The following is a 25,045-nucleotide window of genomic DNA, read 5'->3' on the forward strand; positions in this document are numbered from 1 at the left end:
GATCAGTGCGTTTGATTCTTCAGCTGTTCAAGCAACTGACGCTGCCGGGTGAGCTCCGTTTTCTGGGCCTGCATGACCGCATAGCGACGCTCCAGCTCGCTGCGCTGACCCACCAGCTGGCTTTGCGAGGCATCCAGATCGCCCTGCTGCTGTTGCCGCTTCTCCTGCAACGCCGCACCCGACCGCTCCACGTTTGCCGTGACACTGGCCGTGATGTCGTCCTGCAGCTTCGCGCGCCGCGCATCCGATTCCTGCTGCAGCGCCTTGATGCGGTTCGCGTAGTCGTCACGTGCCCGGTCCAACTGCTCGCGGTACTGTTTCTGCATCGCGGAATCCTGGTCCCGCAGCTGCCGGTACTTCTCGCTGTATTCGTCGCGCGTCAGGCGCTGGTTCGGTAAATCCCGGTATTGCGACTGCAGGGCCTGCACTCGTCCGCGATAGGCCTGGGACAGCGCCGCAGTGCGCGCATCCAGATCCTTCCGGAGCCCATCTGTCCGCTCGCGCATCTCCTGCTGAATCGCAAGGTTTGCCGCCTGCACCTCCCTGCTGACGGTTGACCTGATGTTCTGCTGGTCCTGCTGCAGCTGCCGCTGTTCGGCATCAAGCCCGGTCTTCGCCTGCTGAACGTTCTCATTGAACACCTGGTTTGACGCATTCCACTCCCCGATCTTCCGGGAGAGCTGTGCGTCATCGTCGCCCAGAGTGGCTTCCCGCTTCTGGAGCTCCGCCTCCGCCGAGGCAAGGAAAGCCGGAAATTTCGGATCGCTGACGATGACGGTGCGACCACCATGCGCGCTTTTGGGCGTCGCCTCGAAGGCCGCCGAAGTGCCGTCGAAGGAGAACTGGCTGTCCCAGTCCTGTCCATCGAATCTCGCCTGCGCGGTGCCGGACAGCTGCCTGACTTCGCCTGCTTTGGCGGCAGGCGCCAGAACTGCGGTGTCGTTTAGCGTCCCGATCTTTTTGTACAGGTCCTCCGTGGGAAGGACCGTGGCGGTGACGTGGTACCGCCATTGCCGCGGCTCCCTGCTTACGACTTCCCAGTCCTGAATCCGGAGCGCCTTTACCTGCCATTGCCCGGAAAGGCGCTGCGCAAGCGCAGCCTTCATGTCAGGACCATAGTCTCCGCACCCTGCAATCAGAGCACTCAGACAGATGGCGAGGACACACGGAACCGTGCCCATGGATAGGGATTTCATTTTTCTAATGACCCGCAAGTACGGATTAGTCTTTGCCCAGGACATCAATTGACCTGGCTACCGAAGCCTGAGATATCGGTTTGAAGCGACGCTCTCCACACCCCACGCTGGGAGTAGCCTTGCGTAAAGGAAGGAATCGTTAAGCCCGATCTCCGGTGGATGAGCAGATTGGCAGGAGGAGCGCAGGTCCGATCAGCCGCCGCCACGATCAGGAACAGCTGTGAACACAGGCGACTCAGTGACCCCGCGATGGTGATGAGTCCAGGTGAACTTTTATCCGGCGACCTGCGGGTGCACACAAACAAAGCATTCGACAGCGAGGATGCCCGGCCTGTGCAATTGCTACGTGGGACATTGATTATTGGAACTTAACCTTTTAGATCGCAAAGGCGCGGCATGAGGTGTATTTATTCTTGCGATCCATTGGCGCAACATAGAGTGCGGTGGCGCTCCGCATTATTTGAACGGGATCAATGGGGACAGCCGTTGAAGCTGCACCGCTACCGTTGAGACAGCGCATTGCGGAGATCGTAAGAAGCTTGCAAAAAGGCATGCATTATGAGAATTGGCCGATCGGTTCAAAGGTGTAGCGGCTAGCAACGAAAAGTTCGTGCGCCTCCTTTTTCGTACCTTCCCCGAAATCCAAAGGAACCGTGTGACTTTGGAATAAATAAACAGCATGCCTGGCACTTGCCAGAAATCGATTCCATAGGATTTGGTAGCAGTGAGAGTTGAGAGGCCACAGTCCGCTTCGCGTCGGCTGCAATGAACCGCCGCGCTTCTCCCGCTTCTCTCCCTTGGCAGGCAAGTTTGATCGCTTCGCTCCGATGCAGTATTGGCTGGGCGCGTGTTTGATCAGAACCGTTTAGGGGAACAATAGCAACCGACCACCCTTTGAAGGCGCCCGGCCGTCCCTATCATCCATAGTTTCGTGGCAGTTAATCATCGCTGCCTGACAGCAGACTCATCTCGTCCACACTCGACTTGAACATCAGTAACAGCTGGCTGTGCGCCCAAGGCCAATTGTCCACCAAGCTATTAAACAATCGCAGCATCATGCCGCGCCATCGATGAAGGCTTGCGCCACCATTAAATTGCCGTTCCGTGCGTTGACGGAGATCGTTGAACGTCCGCTTGCCCAGTTGACTGGGACCCCGCTCGGTCTGGAGCGGTTACCGAGTGGGCTTGTACTCGCTGGAGAAGCGCCGCCTTAGCATGGCTCACGCCGTGAGCGGTCGGTAGCAACCATCCCGGGCCGCAACCGGATAGCGGACGGTTAGCAAAAATCTCAAGCGTCAAGATGTACTCTGCGCACTTAAGCGCGTGATGAGCACGGGCTAAAGATCCTGCGCCAAGCTCTCCAGCGAGACGATTCGCGTTTGCAAAATTTTCATGTCATCGCCTGAAAAACGCTTACCTAAACCAGATCCACTAGATTGCATAAAATCAATAAGATCTGGGATATCACCATCTCTTTCAACAAACAGATATCGTATATCGTCCGCATTAAATCCGAGCAGACAGTATTCGAATGTTATATTATTTGCCTCCTCAACAGAACCAGCCTTATTCCATTTTGCGGCCGACATAAAAAAACTAATCTTTTCATGATCTGGTAGATATCGCCACTCAGATTCCTGGTAAAAATCAATGTTGTTGGTGATTACACCCTTAACCCTCATGCTGCCAGTCAGTGGCTTAATGTTTCTGGCAATCTTCAGAAATTGACGCCTTGTTTCACTCATCGTTTCGTTGTTGACCCCAAGCGTTTCCGAATTTAGGCTCTGGAACGAATCTCCCAGCATGCTGGTTTCGCTTAAATAGATCACTGGATTTAATCTATTCCGAACTGCCCACGATCTTGACATTCCAATACCGTAGTTTCCATACTGTTGAACGTGTAGATCCACACGCCCGAGCGGTATGTCGCAGAAGCAAACCATCGGAAATGCATTCGAAAGATTTTTCCCGGACCAACTCATATCTTCAAGGCAGTATCTAGGATGAAATCCGTCCTTGAGAATGCTCTTAAGATAATCTAACTTTGGAGTGAAGTGAAATAACGTTTGCGATTTTGGTCTTGCCATGATTTTGGTTTTTTTGATACTTTTCTGATTATATTAGTATATTATGGAGACTAGCTGGATGACCAGATGCGGCATACATTAATCAATGTCTCTGACACTTACGCACCTGAGAAGCTGAGCGCCCGCTGCGTGCCAGACCACGGTGACTCGCACCAGCAATCGACCTAATGACAATTGGGTCCCTAAGGGGCAGCGTCAGCCGTGATGCATCGGTCCAGGTCAAGTATTTCTGGCAAAGCTCAAACATCGTTGCCAAGCGACCGAACTTGGGGATACCGGTCATCATTGCTGAGACCGCCGGATGTCCGAGGGTCGTGGGCAACCTCCGTCGGGCCAACCAGTGCCCGTGATCGCGTTTCACGTTACCAATACGCTTTGCGCCAGCGACGCCCTGGCTTCAAGCCCACGTCACGGAGCCGACAGCGACCTGCCTCTCCACCAGGACAGCTGGCCTGACAGCGCGGCCGAGAGGACCCTTCCTACGTCCGGAGCCCTCTAGCCGGCTGCTGAAGTACTGTTTTTCGAACCTCGACCCAATACTGACTGCCCAATAGAAGGACCCACTATCAGTTTTCTCGGCATGACCGAGGGGGATGCTCCCCTCGCGAGGCCTCAATCTGGGGTGCCGGAAAGGTATTTCAACAGCGAGCTAGAACGCATGCCTGAGATAAGGTGTCAGTATATGAGTCCTCCCACCATGTCAGCAATAAAAATAACCTAGATCATTATCATGGATATTTGAATAATGTATGGCACCACGCATATGAGTGAGAAGAATGAGAACGCATCACGAATATACGTATTTACTCAGTCTTTCGGCGTCGAGCTCGGATGTTAATTAAATGCTTCTGCCCGAAGTTTGTTAGCCTCCAGTAGACGTTTGCATCGGAAACAGCCCGTTTTTTTGCTCCAGGAGCAATGAGCCCAAGCGCCTGCAACTGAACCCTAATCTGGTCTTGGATAACGTATGGAACAATAATATCAGTCAACGAATTGAATTTAGTATATTCTGTCGGCACTTCATGCCAAAACGCAAGCTTTACCTTGGACATCAACTCCGTATCTGAACATTCCGCCGCCATAGATGGCCCACAATAAGAAAAAATACGATCCCAACTCGGTGCCAGATTTAGTCTTTTCTTGCTACCTTCCTTATCCGCTTTCAATTCCGTGCTAACTGCGATGGTATCGTCACCTTGCTCAAGTGTCTCGCTACCCGATGGTGGACTGTTTGCATCGAGAACGGCGCCGAGCTCGAATTGCGCTACTTTCGCCCGCAAGTCCTGCAATTCTCGAAGCGTACTCTCGGTGATCGCATATCTCCCCGGAACCCATCCGGGAGATGGATGCTGCTTTCTAAGCTGCACCAGGCTCCGAGAAACTTTCCCTCCTAGATCCTCCGCTGTGCTCCAGAATTTGCAGTGCTTTGCTTGCGCTTTAGATCGAAAATTTTCGAGCTTTTGCTGAAGCTCTTCTGTTTTTTCAACATTGGATGCTTTTAGGGAAGTAAGATCGGAATGAAGAAAACAGATGACTGGCTTTCCGATGCTGACGGCATAGTCGAATTCCATCTCTGTATATCCGGATCCGCCGGGGCCGACCGATCCGTATTTCCCGGCAATTATTAGAACGTAATAGTCACAGCCCTCGATTACTTCTTTTATTAGACTCCAAGCATCTTCGTCAGTCGCAGGAAATAGCTCCATGCCGGCCGGAATACAATCCAGTTCTAGAAGAGCGTGAATTACTGCCTTTCTCTCTTCGATAAGATCCTTGAAAGTCGATGAAACGAAGACCTGATGTTTTATTTCCACACTTACCCTCTTTGTTAGTTATTCTTCGCGAAAGCTTGTTGGACTGATGCTGCCCACTCGGAAACCGGCGATAAACCCTTATCTTTCAGCACCTGTTTCGGTACGTTTGGTCGCGAGTGTACCTGTGCCGTTGCTTGAGGGCATCGAGTCCCTGCGCGCTGTTTGGTTGGCGCATCATTGATTCGAGAGTTCTAGCGTCCCCAGCCAAGGCTGCGCATAGGCCAGCCGGAACTCCAGTTGCGCTCCTTGGCGGCAAGGGATATGCGCATCCTGCCCGACGCCGTGGCCTACTACGCCGGCCTGGGGATCACCGTGTGCCGCTTGCTGACCGACAACGGCTCTGCCTTCCGCTCGCGCGAGTTCGCGCAGGCCTTCCAAGCACTGGGCATTCGGCAAGTTTACCTGCGCCTACAGGTCGCAGACCAGTGGCAAGGCCGAACGCCTCGTCCAATCAGCCTTGAGCGAGTGGGCCTATGCCTGGACCTATCAGAATTCCCAGGCGCAAGTTCAAACGCTAACCAGCTGGCAACATCACTACAACAGGCATTGACCACATAGCCGCATCGGTGGCCTCGCACCTATGTCCCGACTTCCGGCTTCGAGAAATAACGTCTTGACGCTTCTCAACTAGCGCGGTGGCGTACTGATTTGGCGTTGAGGCTACACCTGTTTGCGCGTAGGAACGCCCGTTGGACTGGCGCCACGCGGCGCGCCGATCGTGCCCGAACGCGCTCATTGAGCGCCGCGACGTGGCTGTCGGTCAGAGCGAAACATCGCTCAACATCGATTTCCGACAGCCGAATCGGCAGCCGGACAGCAATAGCCCCCCCCAAGTCGTTGGCAGCGCTCCCTGGGAACGAACGCAGCATCATAAGCGCTACTTTACGGTTGGGAGATCGAGTATTGCCTCACAACACGCGGCCATATCGACATAGCCGCATATTCGAAAAATGCCGGTAGCACCCACGACAGGCTGGGCTTCCCCGCACTGGCCTTCCGCGCATGCCGGTGGCTCTCCGGCGAGCTACCTTCGGACGACCCTGGAACACTACTGGAACAGCGTCAGATCAACGTTGTCGGGTTTCAGCTTGAGAAGCAGTACATCGTAGTACCAACCCAAGGCACCGAACCCCACCGCGACGGCGAGGACAGACATCTGAGTCCAGACATCGAACGAGCTTCCAAGAAATAGCGTCACGATAAAGAACAGAAGGAATAGGCCGGACAGCAGCTGGCACGCAGTCAGGAACAAGCCGCGAAAAGTCATCAGCAGATGAAAGAGCACTGCCTTGATAGCGCGCATTGGAACACCAGACTTGTTGGTGAGGAACAAGATATCGGCACGTTCACGGTCCGCCCGTGCCCCCCAGAGGCGAAAGATCGCTCCCGCGCCAGGAAAAAAGGTGCAAGAACACAATGGTGTGCAGCGCTCTTGCGACACTGGACGGCCTGCACGAGACTACTCCGCCGATTTCGCCACCGACCTTACCGCGCCCACGTCTCTTTCACTGCCTGGCAAACGCGTAACAGCGAAGACCGCCAGGACGCCCGGGATCGCAAACACCAGGAAATTGGACGCTGCTTCGAAATGCTGGCTGAGCAGCCAGCCGCCGAGTGCCGGCCCGGCGACCGCCCCGATTCGCCCCGCGGAGGCGGCCCATCCGACACCGGTCGAGCGGATCCGCGAAGGATATAGGTGCGCGGCGTAGGCGTACACCATGCACAGCGTCCCAATTGTCGTGGCACCCGCACACATTAACAACAACGTCAGCACGCCAGGCGAAGGATTGAAGCCGAGCAGGCCAATGGAAATGGCTGCGATGGAAAAGAACAGCATCAGCGTAGGCCTGCCGCCATACCGGTCCGCGAGCCATCCGCTGCACAGGCAGCCGAGCACCGCACCCACGTTGAGCGTCACGAGGAACGATATCGCCGATCCCAGCGGATAGCCGCTGGCCGCCATGAACTTGGGCAGCCAGGTGTTGAGGCCGTAGACCATCAGCATGCACATGCCGAACGCTGTCCAGAGCCACAACGTCGTGGCCGCGCGACCTCGTCGGAAGAGTTCGGCGGCGTTCGCCGCCACGGCGTCGCCTCGTGATCCTTCGGCAGATGCCGCGAGAACACCCGCGCCTCCACGGAACTGTGGCGCATATCGACGCAACAGCGGCTCTGCCTCGTCAATGCGGCCGCGCGCCAGGAGGAACGCCAGCGACTCCGGGAGCCAGCGGTAAAGCAACGGGAGGCTAAGCAGTGACAGCCCCGCAATGAAGAAACTGATCCGCCAGCCATATTCGGGTGTCAGCGACTTCCCAATCAGAGCCGCAACCACGCCACCGATGGCATAGCAGCTCAGCACGAGGGTGACCATGCGGTTGCGGGCGGCGGGTGGTGCCATCTCCGCCATGAGCGCCACGATATTTGGCACCATGCCGCCCAGCCCCACACCGGTCAGGAACCGACAGAGAGCAAATTGTGTGGCATTTTCTGCGAATCCGTTGGCGAAGGCGGCAAGACTGAAGACGACAAGGCAAACCAGGATGACGGGTTTGCGCCCGTACCGGTCGGACGCACTTCCCAGACTGAGTGCGCCGACCATCATCCCGAGTAGCGCACTACTCCCGATCAAGCCGGCCGTGACCGGTGACAGCCCCCAGTCGGTCATGAGATATGGCAGCACGGCCCCGTAGATTACGAGATCATAGCCGTCACACAGCATCAGAACAGAACACCAGAACATGACCATGAGGTGAAACGCATTGACACGCGTATCCCGCAGGATCTCGTCAGCCATGTGCTGATTCATCAATGTCTCCAGATGAGTTTACCGGTTGAGGTTGCCGAACTGATGACGTCCTCGCGACGTCATCAGGCCTGCTTGATGGAAGCAGTACTCGTATGATCACGAAGACAGAACAAGCGAGCCGGATGCCCCCACCTCACGCACGTTGTCGAAGCGCCGCCGACTCCTGTATCCTGAAAGGCCCGTCTTTAGCGTCAAACGAATCTATGCGTCTGCTTATCGCCCTCGTTCTTCCCTGGCTCCAGTTCTTCACAATTGGCCGGCCGTTCGCGGGCATCATTTGCTTAATCCTGCAGCTCACGGTCATCGGCTGGATTCCCGCAGCGATCTGGTCCGTCTACGCGCTGAGCCAGTACAAGACTGACCAGAAGATCCAGGCAGCGCTCAATAACCGCGGTCGCTAATTCGGATACGCCGCGCTGGCAAGGCATTCAATCGCGCCATCGCCGCCTGAAAAGCGTTGAAGTGTGAGGCAGTTGAGCCGCGCGCTCAGAGCTCCAGAATACGTGTAGCACCAGAGCGTCGCCAGCTATCAAAACTGAGAGGGCACCTTTTCCTGAGGTGCCCTCTTATCGTCCCATGCTGTCCCGTCGTGCGCCTGCGCCGAGCGGCTCCACCCGGCGCCAACCGGCGGACTAACCAAGCTGCACAAGATGATCGGTGTCGCGAATCACTGCCTTGCGGTGCGTGATCGCGACAACCGTGACCTCCCCGGCAATCCGGCGAATATGGTCCATGATCCCTGCCTCCGTTGTGTCGTCGAGCGCCGAACTCGCTTCATCCAGGAACAGGAACTCCGGTTTCCCGTATAGCGCCCGCGCAATAGCGATGCGCTGACGCTCACCGCCGGACAACTTCAGGCCGCGCTCCCCAACTACGGTAGCGAACCCGTCGGGCAACGCTTTGATGCGCTCGAGGATTGCCGCCTTCGCGGCAGCCTCGCCCAATCGATTCTCATCGAGCGACCGACCCAAGGTGATGTTGGCCGCCAGCGTGTCATTGAGCAGCATCACCTCCTGGGGCACCACGCCAATTGCGCCATACCAGTCTTGGCGATAGATGCTGCTCAGATCCGTGCCGTCGACGCGAATCTCTCCAGCCGACGGCTCCAAAGCCCTGAGCGCAAGCCGCAGGATCGTGGACTTGCCGGACCCCGTCTCGCCCACGATAAAGGTGATGGCCCCGCGCATGGCCACAAAGCTCACCCCGGCAATCCCTCGCCCGTCCTCGTAGGAAAACGCGACGTCTCGAAACGCCAGCGCTCCGGCAGTGACTGGAACGTCTCCACGTGCCGCTCCGCCATCGCGCTCCTCGGCTGCCGCCCAGATCCTCGCGAACGGCTTGAACTGCGCATAGGACCGAACCAGGTTCTCGATGGCGAGCCCCATCATCTCAAAAGGCTGGTTAAGCTGGAGCAGCAAGGCATTGAACAGCACCACATCGCCAACCGATACCAATCCCGCGCGATAGCGCGGGATGAAGATGGCAATTGCAATGCAAAACTGCGCAGCCAGGGCCACGCCGTGCCCACCGGCATAGGCAATGCGCTTCAGGCAGTAGCGCTGCCAGTTCATCAGGATCTCCCGTGCGCTGGCCTGGAAGCGGTCACCCATCCAGCCGGTGCTCCGGAAGTAACGCAGCGTCTCCATCGACGACACGGCATTGCCGACCAGCTGCGCATTCTGCTGACCCGCCGTGGCCGCACGTTCCAGATCCGATTTCGACCAACGGCTTGACAGGAACGTCAGTGCGACAAAGACAATGCCGTACACCAGCACGACGATCGTGACGCGCAGATCGATCACCGCGCCCAGCACAGCCAGCGTCAACGCGAGCTGGACGGCACCCGGAACAATGATCGTGAGTGCAAACTGCGCACAGGCTTCCAGTGCATAGCCTCCCTGCATCTGCGCTGACTGAATTTCCGCCGGGTTGTGATCGACAAAGAACCGGGGCGTCTTCTTCACCAGACGGTCGAAGAAGCTAGTCGACGCGATATAGGACAGGTGGTTTCCGACCATGGCCGCCAGGTAGGCCGACGCCTTCTGCAGCGCAAGCGCCAATCCCAGCAATAGCGCATAGAGCAAGATCGCAACGGGCAGCGTTTCCACCCAATGCCCAACCGACAGACCATCCGACAGGCCATCCACCAGGCGGGAAAAGATGTAGGGTGCGGCAACCGACGCGGTTGCCGCACCCACCACAGCGACGCCGACCATAGCCAGGGTCGTACGCGACCCGTGCCAGAACAGCTGCAGAATGCCTCGCAACGGCGCTGCAACCATACGCCAGTCACTGGCTGTAACGGCAGCGGCAGATGTGCTCAGCACCGGTGTTTTGCCGCGCATTCGCCGCGCCCACCTAGTCAATGTACTTCGCATGACTCTGCCCAAAGATCTCCAGCCTCTGCATGTTGAGTAGTGTTCCGACGTCTTCCGTCGTACGCAGATTCGCGTTCTCCGTAATCCGATGCCGGATCCAGTCGGCATCAATACTCAGCGTGGATGCCACCCGCCCGTCGCAAAGCAAGCGCTTGAGCAAAGCCTCGTTATTCCGGAAGAACGCAAACACGAGCCCCGACGATGGCCGCTTGGTTCGACGCCACGCGGCCGTCGATTTGCTCGACCGGGCCAATGCCCGCCGGATCTGGATCCGATCAAAATCCGCCGAGAACATCCTGTTGACAGGCTCTCCGATGACCCCTGCCAAGATGTTCTGCAGGAACAGGGGGTGGATGACCCGGAAGGTATCGTCGTCGTTCGGCTTCATCTGATGGAGCCCCATCAACACACCCTGCAGATGGGCAAACTTCGCGGACCGCTTTGCCGCGCAAGTCAACAAGGCGTGGGGTGGACACGGCTCCCCGGCGGGGCGCCGGCCCACCCTCCCCGACTTGGCCGGGGCGCCCAGCAAGGCGTGCCGCAGGTTGTGTCCGAGCAAGGGCAGGAACGGGGACGCCTTGAGCTGGCTATATTCCTTCAGCGCCACGAGCGCGCCCCGCCACCCACGGTCCAGATAGCCATCCCATCCGACATAGGGCGCGGGATGCTGCAAAAACACATAGTCGCCGCCTTCGCCGGTAAGAATGAAGCCGCGATCCATACCGACGGCCCGCAACTGCTCGTCGTATGCAAAATTCCTGTCTCCGGGATCCGGCGACAGCGGATGGATATCGAACGGCGTACTCACCGCCCTGGCCAGGCCAAACGATGACCGGGGCACTGCAAACCGAATAGGCGAGGTATGCACCTCGAACCGGACGCCGAACTCCCCGGCGACGTGCCGTGCTATCTCGACCTCGGACGCCGGATCGTCAATGGAGAGCAGATGCTGTGCCACGCAGCGCGACGTCACCTGTTGCGCGACATGGAGGACGAGACTCGAATCGAGTCCTCCTGAGAACTGCACGATAATCTGCTCCTCACCACCGGCGTACGCCAGAATGTTCTGGCGCAACACCTCGATGAAATCCACGCGGCACGGCGCAGGGATGTTCCAGGCACGGCGCCTTGGTGCAGCCCACCGGTCGAGTGTGACCGCTTCGCCAAGCGGTACCTGGTGGACGCCATCGAAGAACGTATCCCCGCCGAATTGACTGTCATCATTTGCAAACTCCCACATAAACCGCGCGTTGACGGGACGGGGGCCAATGATCGCCAGCAACGCAGCGAGTTGTGAACTGATGACGATTTCGCCGTTGTCCTTCGCATACAGCACGTCAACGTGCCGGTAGAGACTGGAAATGACCCTGATTCGCGTTCGTTCGATCACGAATACGGTAAAAAATCCCACAGCCTCCCGGAGGTCCTCCAGCAGCGTGCCAAGATCCCCGTAAGATCGCGGCCGCATCTCTTTCATCCCGCACATCGCACGCCCGGTGTAGACCAGTAAGACGTCTCCCAACATCCAACTCTCGTAGCGGGAAGCCAGTAAGCAGGTGAACTGACCGTGCACCCGGCGGCGCGCATCGCGAACAAAGTCCCCGTGCTCCCAGTCCAGGCTTTTTTCTATCTGCCGGGCGGGTTTCGAAGTAACGATAATCATCAGGCTTCCAGAATGACGGCCAGGCTCTGCCTGAGAGTCGGCGTGTCGCTCACGACCTCCCCGTGCAGCTCAACCCATGCGTGGGAGAAAAACGGTCTGGTACGCACGCCTACGACCAGCTTCGCCGGGATGCCCAGTCGCCGGGCCAGCCTGACGAGCGCATACGAGTAGGTCAGGCACTTGTTTCCGCTGAGATCCCACACGAAGGCCCGGTTCAACGACCGCATGAGCCCGGCCATTTGTTGGAACTGGATCTGTCTTTCCACCCCCGTAACCAGTATTGCGTCGCGCGGAGACAGACACCCGGCGATCCGGCCAAGCGTCGTCCGCTTCATCGTCCATCCCGCCCGCAGCACCTCGATGAGACTCCCGAGACGGCAGATGCCTTCGACAGCCTCATCTACAGCCGGAAACATCCAGCGCTGTTCACAGAAACCACTGAGCGTGACCGGTACAACCTGGTCGTAGGTCGACACCGACTCCTGGACCGCACCGATCTCCCGCAAAACTCGCAGAATCGGCGTGTCTTCCGCGTTCCATGAAGCGCCCAGCGAGGCATTGAGCGTGTCGGGCTCGACGTCCATCACGACCTGGTAGGTATCTGTCTGAAGATTCAGGATGACAAGGTCGCGCTCGCAAGACGCAACCCGGATATGGGGTCTGAAATGAAAAGGCATGGCGCAGATCCGATGAGAGCCCCCGGAGAACCGCAAATCCGGTTCTCCGGAGGCATTACCCGAATACTCGGATCAGCTATATGAGCCGTGCCCGCCCGGCCAGTACTCGACGATCTTTCCGGAGCCGCCCTGCGTCGCTTTTGTCGCGCTCTGGCCGAGCGTGACAACCTGCGGCGGCGCCGTCGGTTTGACAGCCGGCGTCGCCAGCATGGGAAACACCTTGTTCATTTGAGGCCTCCTTGAAGGGTTGATGGCATGCAGTCACAGCGTCAGTGACAGGTGAGTCATGACGGCATAACTGTAGTGGCGGCCTCGCCAATGAACAGGGTCGTTTTGATGCACACCGAAAACGACCGGGGGTCTACGCTCGCGTGCTGAGACGCGTCCGGCCGCCTCTTCGCCACGGAAGATCGCCCGGCGTCAGGACTGACTCAACGCCGCGATGGGTCCCTTCGGAGCGCTACAGCGAAGTCAGGCGTAGCAGAAAGACAAAATGAAAGCGCGAACCTGTCGCGCATGACTGGCCCGACACCAGCACATGCTGGCGTCATCTCCCGGAGCGGACACCCGCTCCGGGTTTCACTTGACGTTACAACGCTGTTGATCCGCGAGAGCCGCTAACCCGCCCTGCGCGCTCAGTGGAACAGGTCATTCGACTATGGAACCGTTTGCCTGCGAGAGGCTCGTGTACTCCCCGAGCGTGCGCGTCGGTCGGAAGTACCGGTCGTTAAGTACCCGCCGCCCGCAGGGACCGGCCAAAGCTTCGAGTACCGAGACCTTGATGCGGTCCAACGAAGGCATACCGATACCTATGTCGCACAAACCGTAGACCAGGTCCTCGTCATTCGGGTCGATCGCGGCCAGCAGCCACGTCGCCCTCGCATCAGGGGTATACAACCGGACCACAGGGTGGAAATCGTGGACCATCCTATTCCGCGCTTCCCGGCCGTTCGCGATAAGTTGCGCACGCTGAGCTGCGGTGATCAAAGATTGCTCCATTACTGCTACTCCTATAAACCACGCGCCACCAGCGGAGCGTGGGTACTTCCCTCGCCCGAGCATGACTGTTGGTCATGCCGGACGTCGCAATGCTGCCCCGTTGGATCGCGCGGAACAATCGCGTATACACATCAATGACTGACGTGTTTATTGCGTGGTGACTCCCGCGCCAGACAGGCAGACTTTTGCCTATGAAGCAACAGGGTCGGCACAAACGGAATCCGGTCGCAACTTGCCTCGGGCAACACCTCAAACGGTGCCGGATCACGGCAGCGAAATCGAAGGAGGCCCTGGCCTTCGAAGCTCTTGTCGACCGCACGTACATCTCCGCAATGGAGCGAGGTGTAGCCAATCCTTCCGTCGAGACGCTGGCGAACGTCTGCTACTGCCTCGGCATTACCCTGGCGGAGCTGTTCGAACCGCTCACCATTTCCCTCAAACCCTCGGGGAACCGTCGCGCAAACACCGCTGAACCGGAGGAGATCAGGCGCCAGCGACTGCGATAAGCACGCGTCGCCAGACAAAGACCTCCCAGGCTCAGTACGCCCAGACGGTGGCTGTCTCACCGTCAGTCCGGAATGGAGCCGTCCAGGTACGCGTAGTACGCGTAATCCCAGAGCTACCGGGTTGGCCGGAAATACAGGTCGCGCATCACCGGCAGCCTCGCCGGCCCCGCAATTGCGGCAAGGTCCGACAGCCTGATCTGCCCGAGCCAAGGCCTGCCAAGACCCAGGTCGCACAGGCCGTAGGCCGTATCCCCATCCGTCGCATCGAGCGTGGCAAGTAACCAGGTTGCATGGGCGTTCGGTGTAAGCAGACGCACAACCGGTTCAATCTCCTCGATCTCGCCAGACCAGAACGCCCGGGCGTTCGCCTGCAGTTTTGAGCGTTGCTCCGCAGTGACCAAAGACTGAAACATGCTTCCTGCCTCCTAAAGACACCACTACACAAAGCCGTTGTAGGGTCCGGCGCCCCACTCCTCGTCTTCCCATCGTCGAATTAGTCGATTTTGGACTATTCCAAAACAGACTTCAAGGTGCTTGGCGTATCGATACCACGCCTTGAAATGGAAAAGACCATTCACTCAGAGCAATACGCGCACTTGCTCGCCCTTCTGCGATCCGCCCGAGAAGCCGCCGAACTGACTCAAATCCAGCTTGCCTCCAGACTGGGTGAAACGCAGTCGTTCGTGAGCAAGTGCGAGCGCGGAGAGCGGCGCCTCGACCTGATTGAGTTGCGACTCTGGTGCGCCGCAATTGGCGTCCCGCTGATCGAGTTTGTCACCAGGCTTGAACAGGCTGTGGGGCGATCAAGCCGAAGGTGACCATCACGTGTCCCGGTAACTGGTCAACGAGACTGGATACGGAATCCGTAGTTGCTAATCTCCAATAAGGCGTGAACACAACCCAGCGAACTCTCGCCGCCCGGCAATCTATGTCGCGTCCGGATCCACCAGGCATCAAGCGCGTTCGTACCTGACATCTATGACCAGTCGTGGCAATGCGGTCTGCTGCAAAGACGACACACTATAAGAAAGCTTATGGTCAGTATCCATCAGCCAACTTATGGTGTCAAGAAATCTGTTCGATCGCCTCTATGCCCCGAGTTCTCTCTGCCGATCGCGAAGGTGTTGACGGCTCCCTGAGCCACGCCGTCATTCGGCTAGCGCATGTCATGCAACGCCGGCATGATGAGGAAATGCGGTCGTCAGTCGGAGTCTCTACCTCGCAATTCAACGCCCTGTTCCGCATTCGTTTAGAGCCTGGCATCGGTTCGGCAGCCTTGGGTCGCGCCCTTCTAATTACGCCACAAAGTGCGGGGAAGCTTGTCGATGGGCTCCTTCGACTGGAGTATGTCCAACGGGATGACGCAAAGCCGGGCACCTTGATGGGTCTGGCTCTCACGCAACGCGGAAGGGACATACTTAGGCGAGCATCCGCAGTCGATGAAAGGCTTCGGGCGGAAGACGAAACTAGCCTGTCGGCCGACGAAGCTGAGACCGCCACTCTCATCCTGAGTAGGTGGCTGGCTCGCTTGACGCGCTCCAGCTGACGTGCTTTGGCCCATGCTCGTAGTCGTGGATGAACGCCCGACTGGCGGGTTTGTCTTGGCAACCCAGCCAGTCGCTAATCCCGAAGCCTTCCGAAAAGAAAAGGGCCAGCTAAGGCCAGCCCCGTCAAACCCCGATCAGCCCTTGATCAGCCCTTGAGCTGACGCATCCCGTCGGCCAGAAGCCACAGCGCCCGATTCAGACGCACATCCTGGCCGATACCCTGGACGGGACGGGTACGCTGTCGACGTCCGTCATCACGACGCGCCAACAAGCCGCCACGCAGCAGGTTCTCCTGCGTGCGATTGAACACGCTCCAGAGGTCCGACCGATCGTCGTCCCGTCGGCGTGGCGCCAGCACCTGGGCGGCCGTGATCGGTGCGGGCTTGTCCGAGACGTCGTATCTGATGGCCAGCGCCGCACGGGCGAGCACCTCAGCCTCCTCGCGATCAAGGTTCACGGCGCGCATGGCCTCGCGGGAGGCCTCGGCGCGATCGAAACCGCGCATCACCTCGTATGCGGCATCGATGACCTCTACGGCCACATCGCCCTTATGCGGCACGCGGACGTCGCCGACAGTATCGCCGCAGACCAGCCCGTTCTTGCACACGAAGCGGAACATCCCGGCCAGCATCTGGTAGCTTGACGTCCCGTCGTGGCTGTTGAGCAGGATGACCTCGTTGGCCTCGTCGCCATTGATCTGGCTGGCGTGACGCAGGCGAATCATGTGCTTGGTGAAGTCACGGCGGTCTTCCCGGCGCACGCGGGTCTGGCAGACCATGAACGGCTCGAAGCCTTCACGGCGCAAGGCCTGGAGTACCGTAGCCGTCGGGATGTAGCAGTATCGTTGCGAGCGGCTTTCGTGCGGCGCAGGCGCATAGATGGAGGGCGCCACACTGCGGATCTGGTCGTCGGACAGGGGTGCGTCCGAGCGAAGCATGGGGGACTGGGGTGCAAAGCGAGAGGCGAGTTGCATGGTCGTTTCCTGACAAAGGTTGGCGATCGGCGCCACCACGGGTGACATTCCGGGCGACGCTTCGAAGCGATGTCAGGTGTGGGCGCCGGCCCCGAGGGACCTCGTTTGCCGCCGTCTTTCCTGAAAGCATCGCTCGCGACGGTCAGGAGCGCGCGGCACAGGTGCGGTCAAGGACAAAAGCGCCGGAGTGGTGCGGCCCGCAGGCGCAACCGAGGACACGGCCGGCGCGCCTTGATGGCACAGGGTCGTGCGCTAGAGTCGCGCAGCAAGGTGATGCGAGAAGGAAGACGGCGCAGCGGCGGGTGCCAGTGTGCCGGTGTCAAGCTGCCACGGGAAACGAAAAGCCGAGACTGTCGTGGGGAAACCCGGGAGCACCCCACTGTCAGTACGACAGACTCCCCGCGCTGGAGATCGCCCCAGGGCCTGTTAGCGACGGAGGCTCGCTTACCGGAACAATCGAATCAAACGCGGGAGCCTGCCCGCCAGGCCCGCAGCCGCCGGTGGGCCAAGCCTTCGCATTCGCGAACCCAAAGGCGACTCCCAATGCGGCTAGCGACTAGCTGCGCCGGATGAAGCTAGAACAGATGGTTGACCCGTACATACGCCGACTGCGCCGACACGTGCCCGGTATTGAGCACGGCGTCCACGCCCAGCGCCACTGTGGTGGCCTTCGAGGCCAGCAGGCTCACGCTGGCACCGGTGGTCAGGAACGAGCGCGGCAGGTCCGTGCCCGGCGCGGCAAATACGGTGCCGTCCTGGCTTTGCACCAGCGCGACACGCCCGCCGCTCAGTACCTCGTGCGCATAGCCCACGCGCAGCTGCACGTTGACCGGGCGGACGGCATCGCCAAACGCCTTGTCGAGCGTCATGCCGACGTACGGCTGGAGGCTGCGCGCGCTGTCGGCATCCACGTGCAGGTTCTGGCCGTTGGCGCCACTCTCGCCAAAGCCGTTGGCCCGCACATAGGCATAGCGCAGGCCGGCCTGCGGCGTGAGCACGAATCCGCCCGCCTGCATCGGCAGGCTCGCCTGCGTGGCTGCGGTGAACTCGTGACCGATATGATCGCCCTCTGCCGTGCCGAAACTGCCAAATGAGCGTTTCTGCGACAGGAAGTCCAGCCCGTAACCCAGGGTGGCCGACAGGTTGACGGCACCCACTGACTGATTGCCATACAGCGCGAGGCGCAGCGTGTCGATATCGCCGGACGAGCCCGTGCCATTTTCGCCGACCGACGTGTGGGTATAGCCGCCCGCCGCGCCCACCGTCGCAGTGCCGATCTGGCCGTCCGCACCGGCGAGGAAGCCATAGGCGTGGGTCTGGAACCCCGGTGCGCTGTCCGTGCCGCCGACCCTGTTCCGGGTGCCATTGACCTTGATCCAGACGTCCTTCGACGTTTCCAGACCCTGCTGGACGTTCGCGAGCCGCTCCAGCAACGTCGCGTTCGCCCCCTGCGCCTGCAGCAGCGCTGTGGTGCCGAGCGCCGTGTAAATCGAGGTATTGACCGGCGCCACCACCACGGCCTGTGTCGGCGAGGCTGCCGACAAGGTCAGCGCCACGTCGCCAGCACCGTAGGTGACGGACGACTGCAGCGTACCGAGGTTCGCACCCGCCGCCGTTGTAGTGGTCGTGACGTTGGCAAAGCGCCCCGTGACCCCATTGGCTGCACTCAGGACCGTGTACTGCCTGGCCGAATAGGTGCCCGGTGTGAACGCCACAGCGAGCGTGCCGCCCAGCGCTGCGGCGCCGCCCGCACGCAGCTGCGACGCGTCGGTCGGGCTGACTTCGATCCAAAGCGTGCCACTGGCTGCCTGTGCATAGTTGCCACCGACCGTCAGCGTGCCGATGGAGCCGCCGGGTGCCACCATCCCGCTGTTGGTCACATTGCCGGAAACGGTGCCGTGGCCCATCAGCGTGCCCGGCGCGTTGACCAGCACGTTGCCACCCAGCACCGCACTGGCGTTGGCGGCGTCGCCCACCGCCAGCGTGCCACCCGCCACCGTGGTCGTGCCAGCAAAACCACTGCTGAGGCCATTGAGCGTGAGCGTGCCTGTCCCCTGCTTGACCAGACCGCCCGTACCGGTGAGGCTGCCGCTGAACGTCTGCGACGTGTTGTCGGTCAGCGTAAGCGTGTTGGCTCCCAGCGCAACCAGGCTTCCGGCGACACCCGACAGGTGTCCCACGGACTGGCTGGCACCGGCCGAGAGATCCAGCGTCGCACCGGTGGCCGCCAGCGTGACACCGGTGTCAGCCCCAAGGCGCCCTGCCCCGGCGAGGGCGAGCGTGCCGGCTTGGATGGTTGTGGCGCCTGTGTAAGTGTTCACCCCCGACAGCGTCAACTTGCCCCCGTTCAGCGCCAGGCCGCCGCTTCCGCCAATTACCCCGCTGAATATCCCACTGAACGCGCCCCCGGCGTTGCTGACCGTCAGGGTCTGACCGCCCAGCGCCACGGTGCCGGTCCCGGTCAGGGTCCGGACCGTTGCGCCACCCGTCGTGCCGGCAATGTCCAAGGTACCGTTGTTGATGAGTCCGCTGGAACTGGCAATACTGCCCGCACCCGTCAGCGACAGGGTACCGGCGTTGATCGTCGTCGCCCCGGCGTACGTATTGACGCCGGATAGCGTCTGCACGCCACCACCAAGTGCGATTCCCCCAACGCCACTGATCGTGCCGCTGAACGTCCCGCCCGACGCCCCCCCGCCACTGGCAATGGTCAGGGTCTGGCTGCCCAGCGTCACGACACCAGCGCCTGACAACGCCCGGATCGTTGCACCGCTGGCCATCCCTGCAATATCTAAGACACCGTTGTTGACGAGTCCACTGGAGCCGGCAATGCTGCCCGCGCCGGTCAGCGCCAGCACGCCGCCGCTGATCGTGGTGACGCCCGTATAGCTGTTCGCATTCGCAAGGCTCAGCGTGCCGGCACCAATCTTCGTGAGGCCCCCCGCCCCGGACAGGGCGCTCGCCATCGTCACGTTATTGCCATTCGTGTCGAAGGTGCCGCCGTTCGCACCCAGCGCATTCAGGCGCCCCGAGATATCTGTGGTGTCGCCTGCTGCCCATTGCAACCCGCCCCCGTTCAGGGTGATGCTGCCCGTGCCGAGGTTGCCGCCATTGCTGAAGCTGAGCAGCCCAGCGTTGATGGTGGTGCCGCCCGAATAGGTATTGGTGCCAGTCAGGTAGGTGATGCCACTGCCGTTCTGTGTCACCGTGCCGGTGCCGGCGATCCCCGTCGAGAACGTATAGGCGGCGTCTGACTGGTTGAAGTTGATCGTGCCCGCGTTGTTGATGGGGCCGGCCAGCCCGAGAATCGTGCCGGCGATGGTGCCATTGGCCGTGGCGTTCCCGATGTTGAGCGTCCCGTTGCCGTTGATGGTGAAGCCGGCGCCAACGAGGATCAGCGTGCTGAGATCTCCCAGGTTGAGCACGCCCGCGCCGCCCGCCCCGCCATTGCCGGAGCAGCCGCAATTGCCACCTATGCCACCCAGTCCACCCAGATACAGCTGCGAGCCGACCGTAATGACGGCACCTGTGGAAGCCGTGAGCGTGCCGCTCCCGCCTGCGCCACCATTGCCGCCGCGCGTATTGCCCGCCCCGCCCGAGCCACCACCGCCACCGGCACCGCCGATCAGCAGGGTGTTGCCGACGTTAAGCCCGCCCCAGGTGAGGGTCAGTGCGCCCGCGCCGCCCGTGCCGCCATGAATCCCCCCCAGGTTGCCACCATCCCCACCGCCTGCGCCGCCGCCGATCCCGACATAATCGTACGTCGGCAGGAGGCCGCTGCCATTGGATGACGTCGCGATTGTCTGCGTAGGGGCTGGCACACCGCCGGCACCGCCTACCCCCGGCAGGAAAAAGTCGGCCCCGCCGCTGCCGCCGCTGATGCTGCCATTGCCGCCATCCCCGCCCCCAGCCCCGCCGGTACCGATCAGCAGCACATCGGCCGCATGCGTCAGCGGCGATGCGATCCCCAGCGACAGGCCCAGCGTCATCGCGGCGCTCGCCACGGCATGACGCCGGTGCGAACGCCCAAGCGCTGGGACGCTCTCCGCCCCAACGTTCGCGCCACCATTGGCACTGCCAACGGCACCCCGCTTCGTATATGAAGCCGCCAGTTCCGACACGGCCTGCCAGACGCCCGACGCCCCGTTCCACACGACCCTGTAAGTGCGATTCATCCCGCCAACCCCTCGTTTTTCGTTCTTATACGTTCTCGGGCTTTTGTGCCCGTCGCCCGCGCCTGCCGCGCCTGCCTGCACCAGATGCATGCATGCTCCGCGCACCGTGGGCGCGGCCAGCACATCAGGGCGCGCTAATGTAAGATTTGCCGCAGAAAAATTCCATTACCCGAACGAGTAGTCATGCACACCGACCCCATCCTGCTGCAGGAAATCGTGCGCCTGTATGAATCCGAGCCTGACCTGCTGACACTGCCCGCCGTCTTGTTCGATGGGGTCACCCGGCTGACCGACGCCGATGTCGTTGCCTGGACGGAGATTCATCATCTGAGCGGGGAGCTGCGCGCGCTGCTGTCGGTCGAAGACGCACCGGGCCGGCGCGAACAGGCGTTCGAAGCGTATGCACGTCACGCAGGCAGCCATCCGTTCTGGCAGAAGGACCCGGCCTTCTACGGCGAGCGGGCCATCCGCGAATCGGATATCTTCAGCGACGAGGAATTCATGGCCCTGCCGATGGCGCGCGAGGTGTTTCTGCCATCGGGCGCGCACCGCATCATGGCCGTCTTGATCCGGCACGGCGAGTATTCGCTGGACTTAAGCGCACACCGGATCGTCGGCCGTCCTGCGTTCAGCGATGCCGAGCGCGACCGGATGCAGACCTACCGCACCCACGTACTACGTGTCTATCGCCAGGCGCAGCAGCGCACGGTCGAGAAGCTCTCGCCTGCCGACCGCCTGCACTACGCCTTCCCGGGCCTGACCCAACGCCAGGTTGAAGCTGCGGTATGGCTGGCACAGGGCAAATCCAACGAGGCCATCGCCGTCGCGATGAATATAGGTCTCGATACGGTCAAGGCGCACCTGAAGGCTATTTTCAGCAAGATTGGCACCGACAGCCGTCTGGCGCTGGCGAAGATTGTCCACACCGTCCCGCCGTTTTCGCAGATGCCGCCGCTGTGGAAGCTGCCGGTGCAGACATGGCAGACGCAGGCCTCTCCAGTCGCTACCGCGACGAAATGAAGAGGCGCCCCGCCAGTTGATGTAAAGCGGTGCAGGGTGCTTGCACGCGTTTCACTTCGCGGGCTGATGCCCGCTTCACCGACGCCTAGTTGCCCGATTCGGGGTCCGGATCGCCGGGGTCCGCATCTGTTTCGGCATCTGCTGCGCCGCCTTTCGCCGCGCCGTCCGCCCCGTCACCTGTCGTGCCCCCTGCCGCGTCCACCACCACTGCATCGACCAATCGAAAACCGTTGCGGTCATAGCCCGCCAGTTTCTGCAGACTTTCAACCCGTCGGGAGTTGTTTCGTCCCGCCAGATAGACCACCAGGTGAATCGTGTCCGCGATGATCATCCGCGACGTGTCGTCCGAGTCCGGCCCGAGCATCTGCTGGAGCCTTAACAACGCACCCTGTGCGGAACCGGCGTGGATCGTGGTGAAGCCACCGGGGCGGCTCCGGTTCCAGAGCTTCAGAATCTCCAGCGCCTCGTCACCGCGCACCTCCCCCAGCACAACCCGGTCTGGACGCAGCCTCACGGCCGCACACACGAGTTCGCTCATGCTGGCAAGCCCCGGGTTCGTGCGCAGCGACACGTGATGGTTCACCGTGCACTGCAGCTCCGAGCGGTCCTCCAGCACGAGCACGCCTTCCTGCAAAGGCGCCATTTCAATGAGCAGGGCGTTGGCAAGCGTCGTCTTTCCTGCACCACTGCCTCCGGCGATCAGAATGTTCTGCCGCTCCCGAAGCGCACGGCGCAGGCATTCGGCCTGTGCCGCAGTCATGATGCCGCCGTCCACATACGCGTCCAGGGGGATCACGCCTACGACACGCTTGCGCAGCGCGAAGGCAGGTCCTGAGGCCACCGGCGGCAGAGCGCCATCGAAGCGGTCGCCCGTGCCCGGCAGTACGGCCGAGAGCAGTGGCTGACCAGGATGGACTTCCACCCCCAGCTCGCTCGCCACCGCACGGATAATCCGTTCGCCCTCCTTCGCATTGAGCGTCACATCGAGTTGCGCCCGCCCGGTCCAGACGCGCTCGATCCAGAGCCTGCCGTCGACGTTCAGCATGACCTCGACCACATCGGGATCATCCAGCACTGCACATACCAGCGGCCCCAACGCCTGACGCATTGCGCTGACCGCCGGGTCCAGCGCAATGACGCCGGGAGGATTCACGCTGGATGACTGCGAACCATTGAACACCTTGCCTACCTCCATCTGCATCTCCGTGTCTGCCGCCACCCTGTTGCGGATGGCGATGCGGCTAGAACGGTTTGCGTGGCGGATGGCAACCGTCACGCAAAACCCCTTGCATTGGATGATGGCGAGGCATGCCACGACAACCGGCAGAATTGACAGGTTAGCATTCGTCAGGAACGCCGCTTCATGCCTGCGACCCGTTAGCCCAGCAAACCGTTCATCGCCGCATAAACAGCTGCAGCCGTCTTGTTCGCCACGTTGAGCTTGGTGATCACATTGCGGATGTGAAAACGCACGGTGCATTCTGAGAGGCCCAGCAGATCGCCGATCTCAAGGGTCGTCTTCCCATCGGCAGTCCACTGCAGCACCTCGACTTCCCGCGTGGTCAGCTTTGCCCCGCGCCGTGCAGGTTGAGTGGGCAACATCAGTTGCGACAACCGCTGGTGGGCAACCGTGGTGAGAACCCGCAGATGCCTTTCCTTGCTGACACGCTCGGTCGGCCATAGGGGCGTCGCAGACCGCGCGACAGTGAGCATGCCGCGCTGGGAGGCGTCTCCAAATGAAGATTGCGCCCAGCCCACACGCAGCCCTGCACTCCGCGCTTCTTCCCAGAATGCAGGCGCAGAGGCTACCAGCCTGGCCGTCCAGACAAAGGGCTTGTCCGACTGCATCCCCAGCCGCACGGTCGGATCGATCTCGACATAACGCTGCTGCACGTATCGCTCCTGCCAGTGCGCGGGGTAGTTGCTGATCATCAGGGCCTCAGGTCTGGAGACTGGCCAGGGTGTGCGTACGCCATAGGCGCAGTACTCAAATTCAAGCTTCTGGGCTGCCTTCAGAACCTCCGCATAGACGGCCCGCTCCGAGGAGGCGCACTCCACGGCGGTCAACAGATCGATCAGCCACGTGTTCATGGTCTTGCCTCAGGGACCAGGCTATTTATTCTCGTTCTCATCACTACCACTTCTCCTGCAACGTCACGTGTTTGCCCGGGATGGCCTCATTTCGCCGAAGCTTCCCCCTGGATTCGAGACATGCCGTCGGCCCAAAGTTCGCGGGATTTATTTTCATAGATGCATGAATAAGTTAAATACCGCGGTCAGTGTCGGTGAGGGCTCCAGCCAATCTGAGGCAAAGCCGGCGCGGTTCATGCCGGCTAATACCTTGCCGGTTAGTACCGGTTGATGCCATCTGAATTGACAGGTGTTCACTGGCGGGGTCGCCCGCTAACGTGTCGGTGCCGGCACGACACCCTGTCGTGACCACAGGCAGCGGTCACCAACGTCGGCTCATGCTCAGGCGCGGTGTCCGCATGCGCTGAAGCGCTTCACAGCGCGCGCCACGGTGCTTCATTTCGCGAGGCAATGCCGTGACGTGCTCCTGCTCCGCCGAACTACTCTGAGGCCACCACTGATGACAAGATCCCATTCGCCACGCGGGACCCTCCGCACCATCTGGATCCGCCGGATCCGCTGCAACCGTTCCACCTGCCCGCGCAGTCTGTCGCCCTTAACCCGCCGGGTCGCCGGCACGGTGATCGCCGCCTCCGCACTGACCGCACTGACCGCACTGAGCGCGATACCAGCTGATGCCTTCGCGTACAGCCTGGCGGCGGTGCAGCGCTCTTCGACCATCAATGTTCTGCGTCAGTGGGCCGCAACCCGCCACTACGAGGTTGTCTGGGAGCCGCATACGTCCAGCGGTGTCGTGAATTTTCCGGCGGGCCCCAAGGCAATGGGGGACGACTTTCATGCCGCCGTCGAGGCGCTCGTGAGCGGCAAAGCCTACGGGCGTCGCAATGTCTATTGCGTGCGACCCTCGGAATACGAGCCGTATCCGGTCTTCGACGACGAGAAACGCGTGATCTTTGTCATCGCCCGCCCGACAGGCAACCGCTGCCTGTTCACCTACCCATAGGAAGGGCGACCGAACCGTTATCGGGCCCGCTCCCGGTTGGGGCGGGCCCGATAACGGTCCGGTGCCTCCGGCTTGGAGCCTGGCGTCAGGCAGCCTGCATCTGACTCTAC

The 25,045-nt window shown here is 60.6% G+C and carries 21 protein-coding genes and 1 pseudogene; 7 read left to right on the forward strand and 15 right to left on the reverse strand.

Features of this window, described 5'->3' with window-relative positions; all coding sequences use genetic code 11:
• Positions 1-2 precede the first annotated feature (2 nt).
• The 3 genes from CYJ10_RS24195 to CYJ10_RS24205 all read right to left on the reverse strand — a co-directional run bounded on the left by CYJ10_RS24195 (position 3) and on the right by CYJ10_RS24205 (position 5,097).
• A complete protein-coding gene (locus CYJ10_RS24195; RefSeq protein WP_101683995.1) occupies positions 3-1,106 on the reverse strand; it encodes a hypothetical protein in 1,104 nt (367 codons plus the stop codon).
• Positions 1,107-2,533: 1,427 nt separating this feature from the next.
• Positions 2,534-3,283, reverse strand: a complete 750-nt coding sequence (locus CYJ10_RS24200; RefSeq protein WP_101683996.1) for an abortive infection system antitoxin AbiGi family protein — start codon at positions 3,281-3,283, stop codon at positions 2,534-2,536.
• Between the two features lie 803 nt (positions 3,284-4,086).
• Positions 4,087-5,097 (reverse strand): DUF4062 domain-containing protein, encoded by a 1,011-nt coding sequence (locus tag CYJ10_RS24205; protein ID WP_101683997.1) that lies wholly within the window; start codon positions 5,095-5,097, stop codon positions 4,087-4,089.
• Between the two features lie 261 nt (positions 5,098-5,358).
• Between CYJ10_RS24205 and CYJ10_RS24210 the strand changes: the two are divergent.
• Positions 5,359-5,728 (forward strand): annotated as a pseudogene (locus CYJ10_RS24210) (integrase core domain-containing protein); the annotation flags it as partial.
• 417 nt (positions 5,729-6,145) lie between these two features.
• On the opposite strand, the gene CYJ10_RS24215 reads toward CYJ10_RS24210, so the two are convergent.
• Both CYJ10_RS24215 and CYJ10_RS24220 read right to left on the reverse strand, forming a co-directional pair.
• Positions 6,146-6,430, reverse strand: a complete 285-nt coding sequence (locus CYJ10_RS24215) for a hypothetical protein (RefSeq protein WP_180863045.1) — start codon at positions 6,428-6,430, stop codon at positions 6,146-6,148.
• 126 nt (positions 6,431-6,556) lie between these two features.
• Positions 6,557-7,903 carry an MFS transporter gene (locus CYJ10_RS24220; protein ID WP_101683999.1) on the reverse strand — a complete coding sequence of 449 codons (1,347 nt, stop codon included), beginning with the start codon at positions 7,901-7,903 and terminating at the stop codon, positions 6,557-6,559.
• Positions 7,904-8,106: 203 nt separating this feature from the next.
• Between CYJ10_RS24220 and CYJ10_RS24225 the strand changes: the two genes are divergently transcribed.
• Positions 8,107-8,304 (forward strand): YqaE/Pmp3 family membrane protein, encoded by a 198-nt coding sequence (locus CYJ10_RS24225; protein WP_101684000.1) that lies wholly within the window; start codon positions 8,107-8,109, stop codon positions 8,302-8,304.
• Between the two features lie 231 nt (positions 8,305-8,535).
• On the opposite strand, the gene CYJ10_RS24230 is transcribed toward CYJ10_RS24225, so the two are convergent.
• The 5 genes from CYJ10_RS24230 to CYJ10_RS24250 all read right to left on the reverse strand — a co-directional run bounded on the left by CYJ10_RS24230 (position 8,536) and on the right by CYJ10_RS24250 (position 13,620).
• Positions 8,536-10,248: an ABC transporter ATP-binding protein gene (locus tag CYJ10_RS24230; RefSeq protein ID WP_257993500.1), complete on the reverse strand. Its 1,713-nt coding sequence runs from the start codon at positions 10,246-10,248 to the stop codon at positions 8,536-8,538.
• A 13-nt stretch (positions 10,249-10,261) separates the two neighbouring features.
• The gene (locus CYJ10_RS24235) at positions 10,262-11,944 is read right to left on the reverse strand and encodes an asparagine synthase-related protein (protein WP_101684002.1); all 1,683 of its coding nucleotides are present in this window, start codon (positions 11,942-11,944) and stop codon (positions 10,262-10,264) included.
• On the reverse strand, positions 11,944-12,621 hold the full coding sequence (locus CYJ10_RS24240) for a lasso peptide biosynthesis B2 protein (RefSeq protein WP_146002106.1): 678 nt from the start codon (positions 12,619-12,621) through the stop codon (positions 11,944-11,946). The genes CYJ10_RS24235 and CYJ10_RS24240 overlap by 1 nt, the downstream gene beginning before the upstream one ends.
• 72 nt (positions 12,622-12,693) lie before the next feature.
• Positions 12,694-12,849: an acinetodin/klebsidin/J25 family lasso peptide gene (locus CYJ10_RS24245; protein WP_101684004.1), complete on the reverse strand. Its 156-nt coding sequence runs from the start codon at positions 12,847-12,849 to the stop codon at positions 12,694-12,696.
• Positions 12,850-13,269: 420 nt separating this feature from the next.
• Positions 13,270-13,620: a DUF2958 domain-containing protein gene (locus tag CYJ10_RS24250; protein ID WP_101684005.1), complete on the reverse strand. Its 351-nt coding sequence runs from the start codon at positions 13,618-13,620 to the stop codon at positions 13,270-13,272.
• 191 nt (positions 13,621-13,811) lie between these two features.
• Here CYJ10_RS24250 and CYJ10_RS24255 point away from each other — a divergent pair, with 191 nt between their 5' ends.
• Positions 13,812-14,126, forward strand: coding sequence for a helix-turn-helix domain-containing protein (locus CYJ10_RS24255; protein ID WP_101684006.1), 315 nt, complete (start codon positions 13,812-13,814; stop codon positions 14,124-14,126).
• Positions 14,127-14,239: 113 nt separating this feature from the next.
• Here CYJ10_RS24255 and CYJ10_RS24260 read toward each other — a convergent pair whose 3' ends face one another.
• A complete protein-coding gene (locus CYJ10_RS24260; protein ID WP_101684007.1) occupies positions 14,240-14,539 on the reverse strand; it encodes a DUF2958 domain-containing protein in 300 nt (99 codons plus the stop codon).
• A gap of 90 nt (positions 14,540-14,629) precedes the next feature.
• Here CYJ10_RS24260 and CYJ10_RS24265 point away from each other — a divergent pair, with 90 nt between their 5' ends.
• Both CYJ10_RS24265 and CYJ10_RS35265 read left to right on the forward strand, forming a co-directional pair.
• A complete protein-coding gene (locus CYJ10_RS24265) occupies positions 14,630-14,944 on the forward strand; it encodes a helix-turn-helix domain-containing protein (protein WP_257993501.1) in 315 nt (104 codons plus the stop codon).
• A gap of 374 nt (positions 14,945-15,318) precedes the next feature.
• On the forward strand, positions 15,319-15,672 hold the full coding sequence (locus CYJ10_RS35265; RefSeq protein ID WP_374703304.1) for a MarR family winged helix-turn-helix transcriptional regulator: 354 nt from the start codon (positions 15,319-15,321) through the stop codon (positions 15,670-15,672).
• A gap of 146 nt (positions 15,673-15,818) precedes the next feature.
• Here CYJ10_RS35265 and CYJ10_RS24275 read toward each other — a convergent pair whose 3' ends face one another.
• The gene (locus CYJ10_RS24275) at positions 15,819-16,646 is read right to left on the reverse strand and encodes a DUF932 domain-containing protein (RefSeq protein ID WP_101684010.1); all 828 of its coding nucleotides are present in this window, start codon (positions 16,644-16,646) and stop codon (positions 15,819-15,821) included.
• Positions 16,647-17,221: 575 nt separating this feature from the next.
• Positions 17,222-20,821, reverse strand: a complete 3,600-nt coding sequence (locus tag CYJ10_RS24280; RefSeq protein ID WP_180863046.1) for an autotransporter domain-containing protein — start codon at positions 20,819-20,821, stop codon at positions 17,222-17,224.
• 183 nt (positions 20,822-21,004) lie between these two features.
• Between CYJ10_RS24280 and CYJ10_RS24285 the strand changes: the two genes are divergently transcribed.
• Entirely contained in the window at positions 21,005-21,841 is an 837-nt protein-coding gene (locus tag CYJ10_RS24285; protein WP_101684012.1) for a helix-turn-helix transcriptional regulator, read from the forward strand.
• An 85-nt stretch (positions 21,842-21,926) separates the two neighbouring features.
• On the opposite strand, the gene trbB is transcribed toward CYJ10_RS24285, so the two are convergent.
• Complete coding sequence (gene trbB, locus CYJ10_RS24290) at positions 21,927-23,117, reverse strand: P-type conjugative transfer ATPase TrbB (protein ID WP_257993502.1); 1,191 nt, start codon at positions 23,115-23,117, stop codon at positions 21,927-21,929.
• Between the two features lie 101 nt (positions 23,118-23,218).
• Positions 23,219-23,932, reverse strand: coding sequence for an autoinducer binding domain-containing protein (locus CYJ10_RS24295; protein WP_101684014.1), 714 nt, complete (start codon positions 23,930-23,932; stop codon positions 23,219-23,221).
• Between the two features lie 499 nt (positions 23,933-24,431).
• Here CYJ10_RS24295 and CYJ10_RS34925 point away from each other — a divergent pair, with 499 nt between their 5' ends.
• Complete coding sequence (locus CYJ10_RS34925; protein ID WP_257993503.1) at positions 24,432-24,935, forward strand: toxin co-regulated pilus biosynthesis Q family protein; 504 nt, start codon at positions 24,432-24,434, stop codon at positions 24,933-24,935.
• Positions 24,936-25,045 lie beyond the last annotated feature (110 nt).

Origin of the sequence: Cupriavidus pauculus, from assembly GCF_002858765.1 — a bacterium.
GTDB classification, from domain to species: domain Bacteria; phylum Pseudomonadota; class Gammaproteobacteria; order Burkholderiales; family Burkholderiaceae; genus Cupriavidus; species Cupriavidus pauculus_B.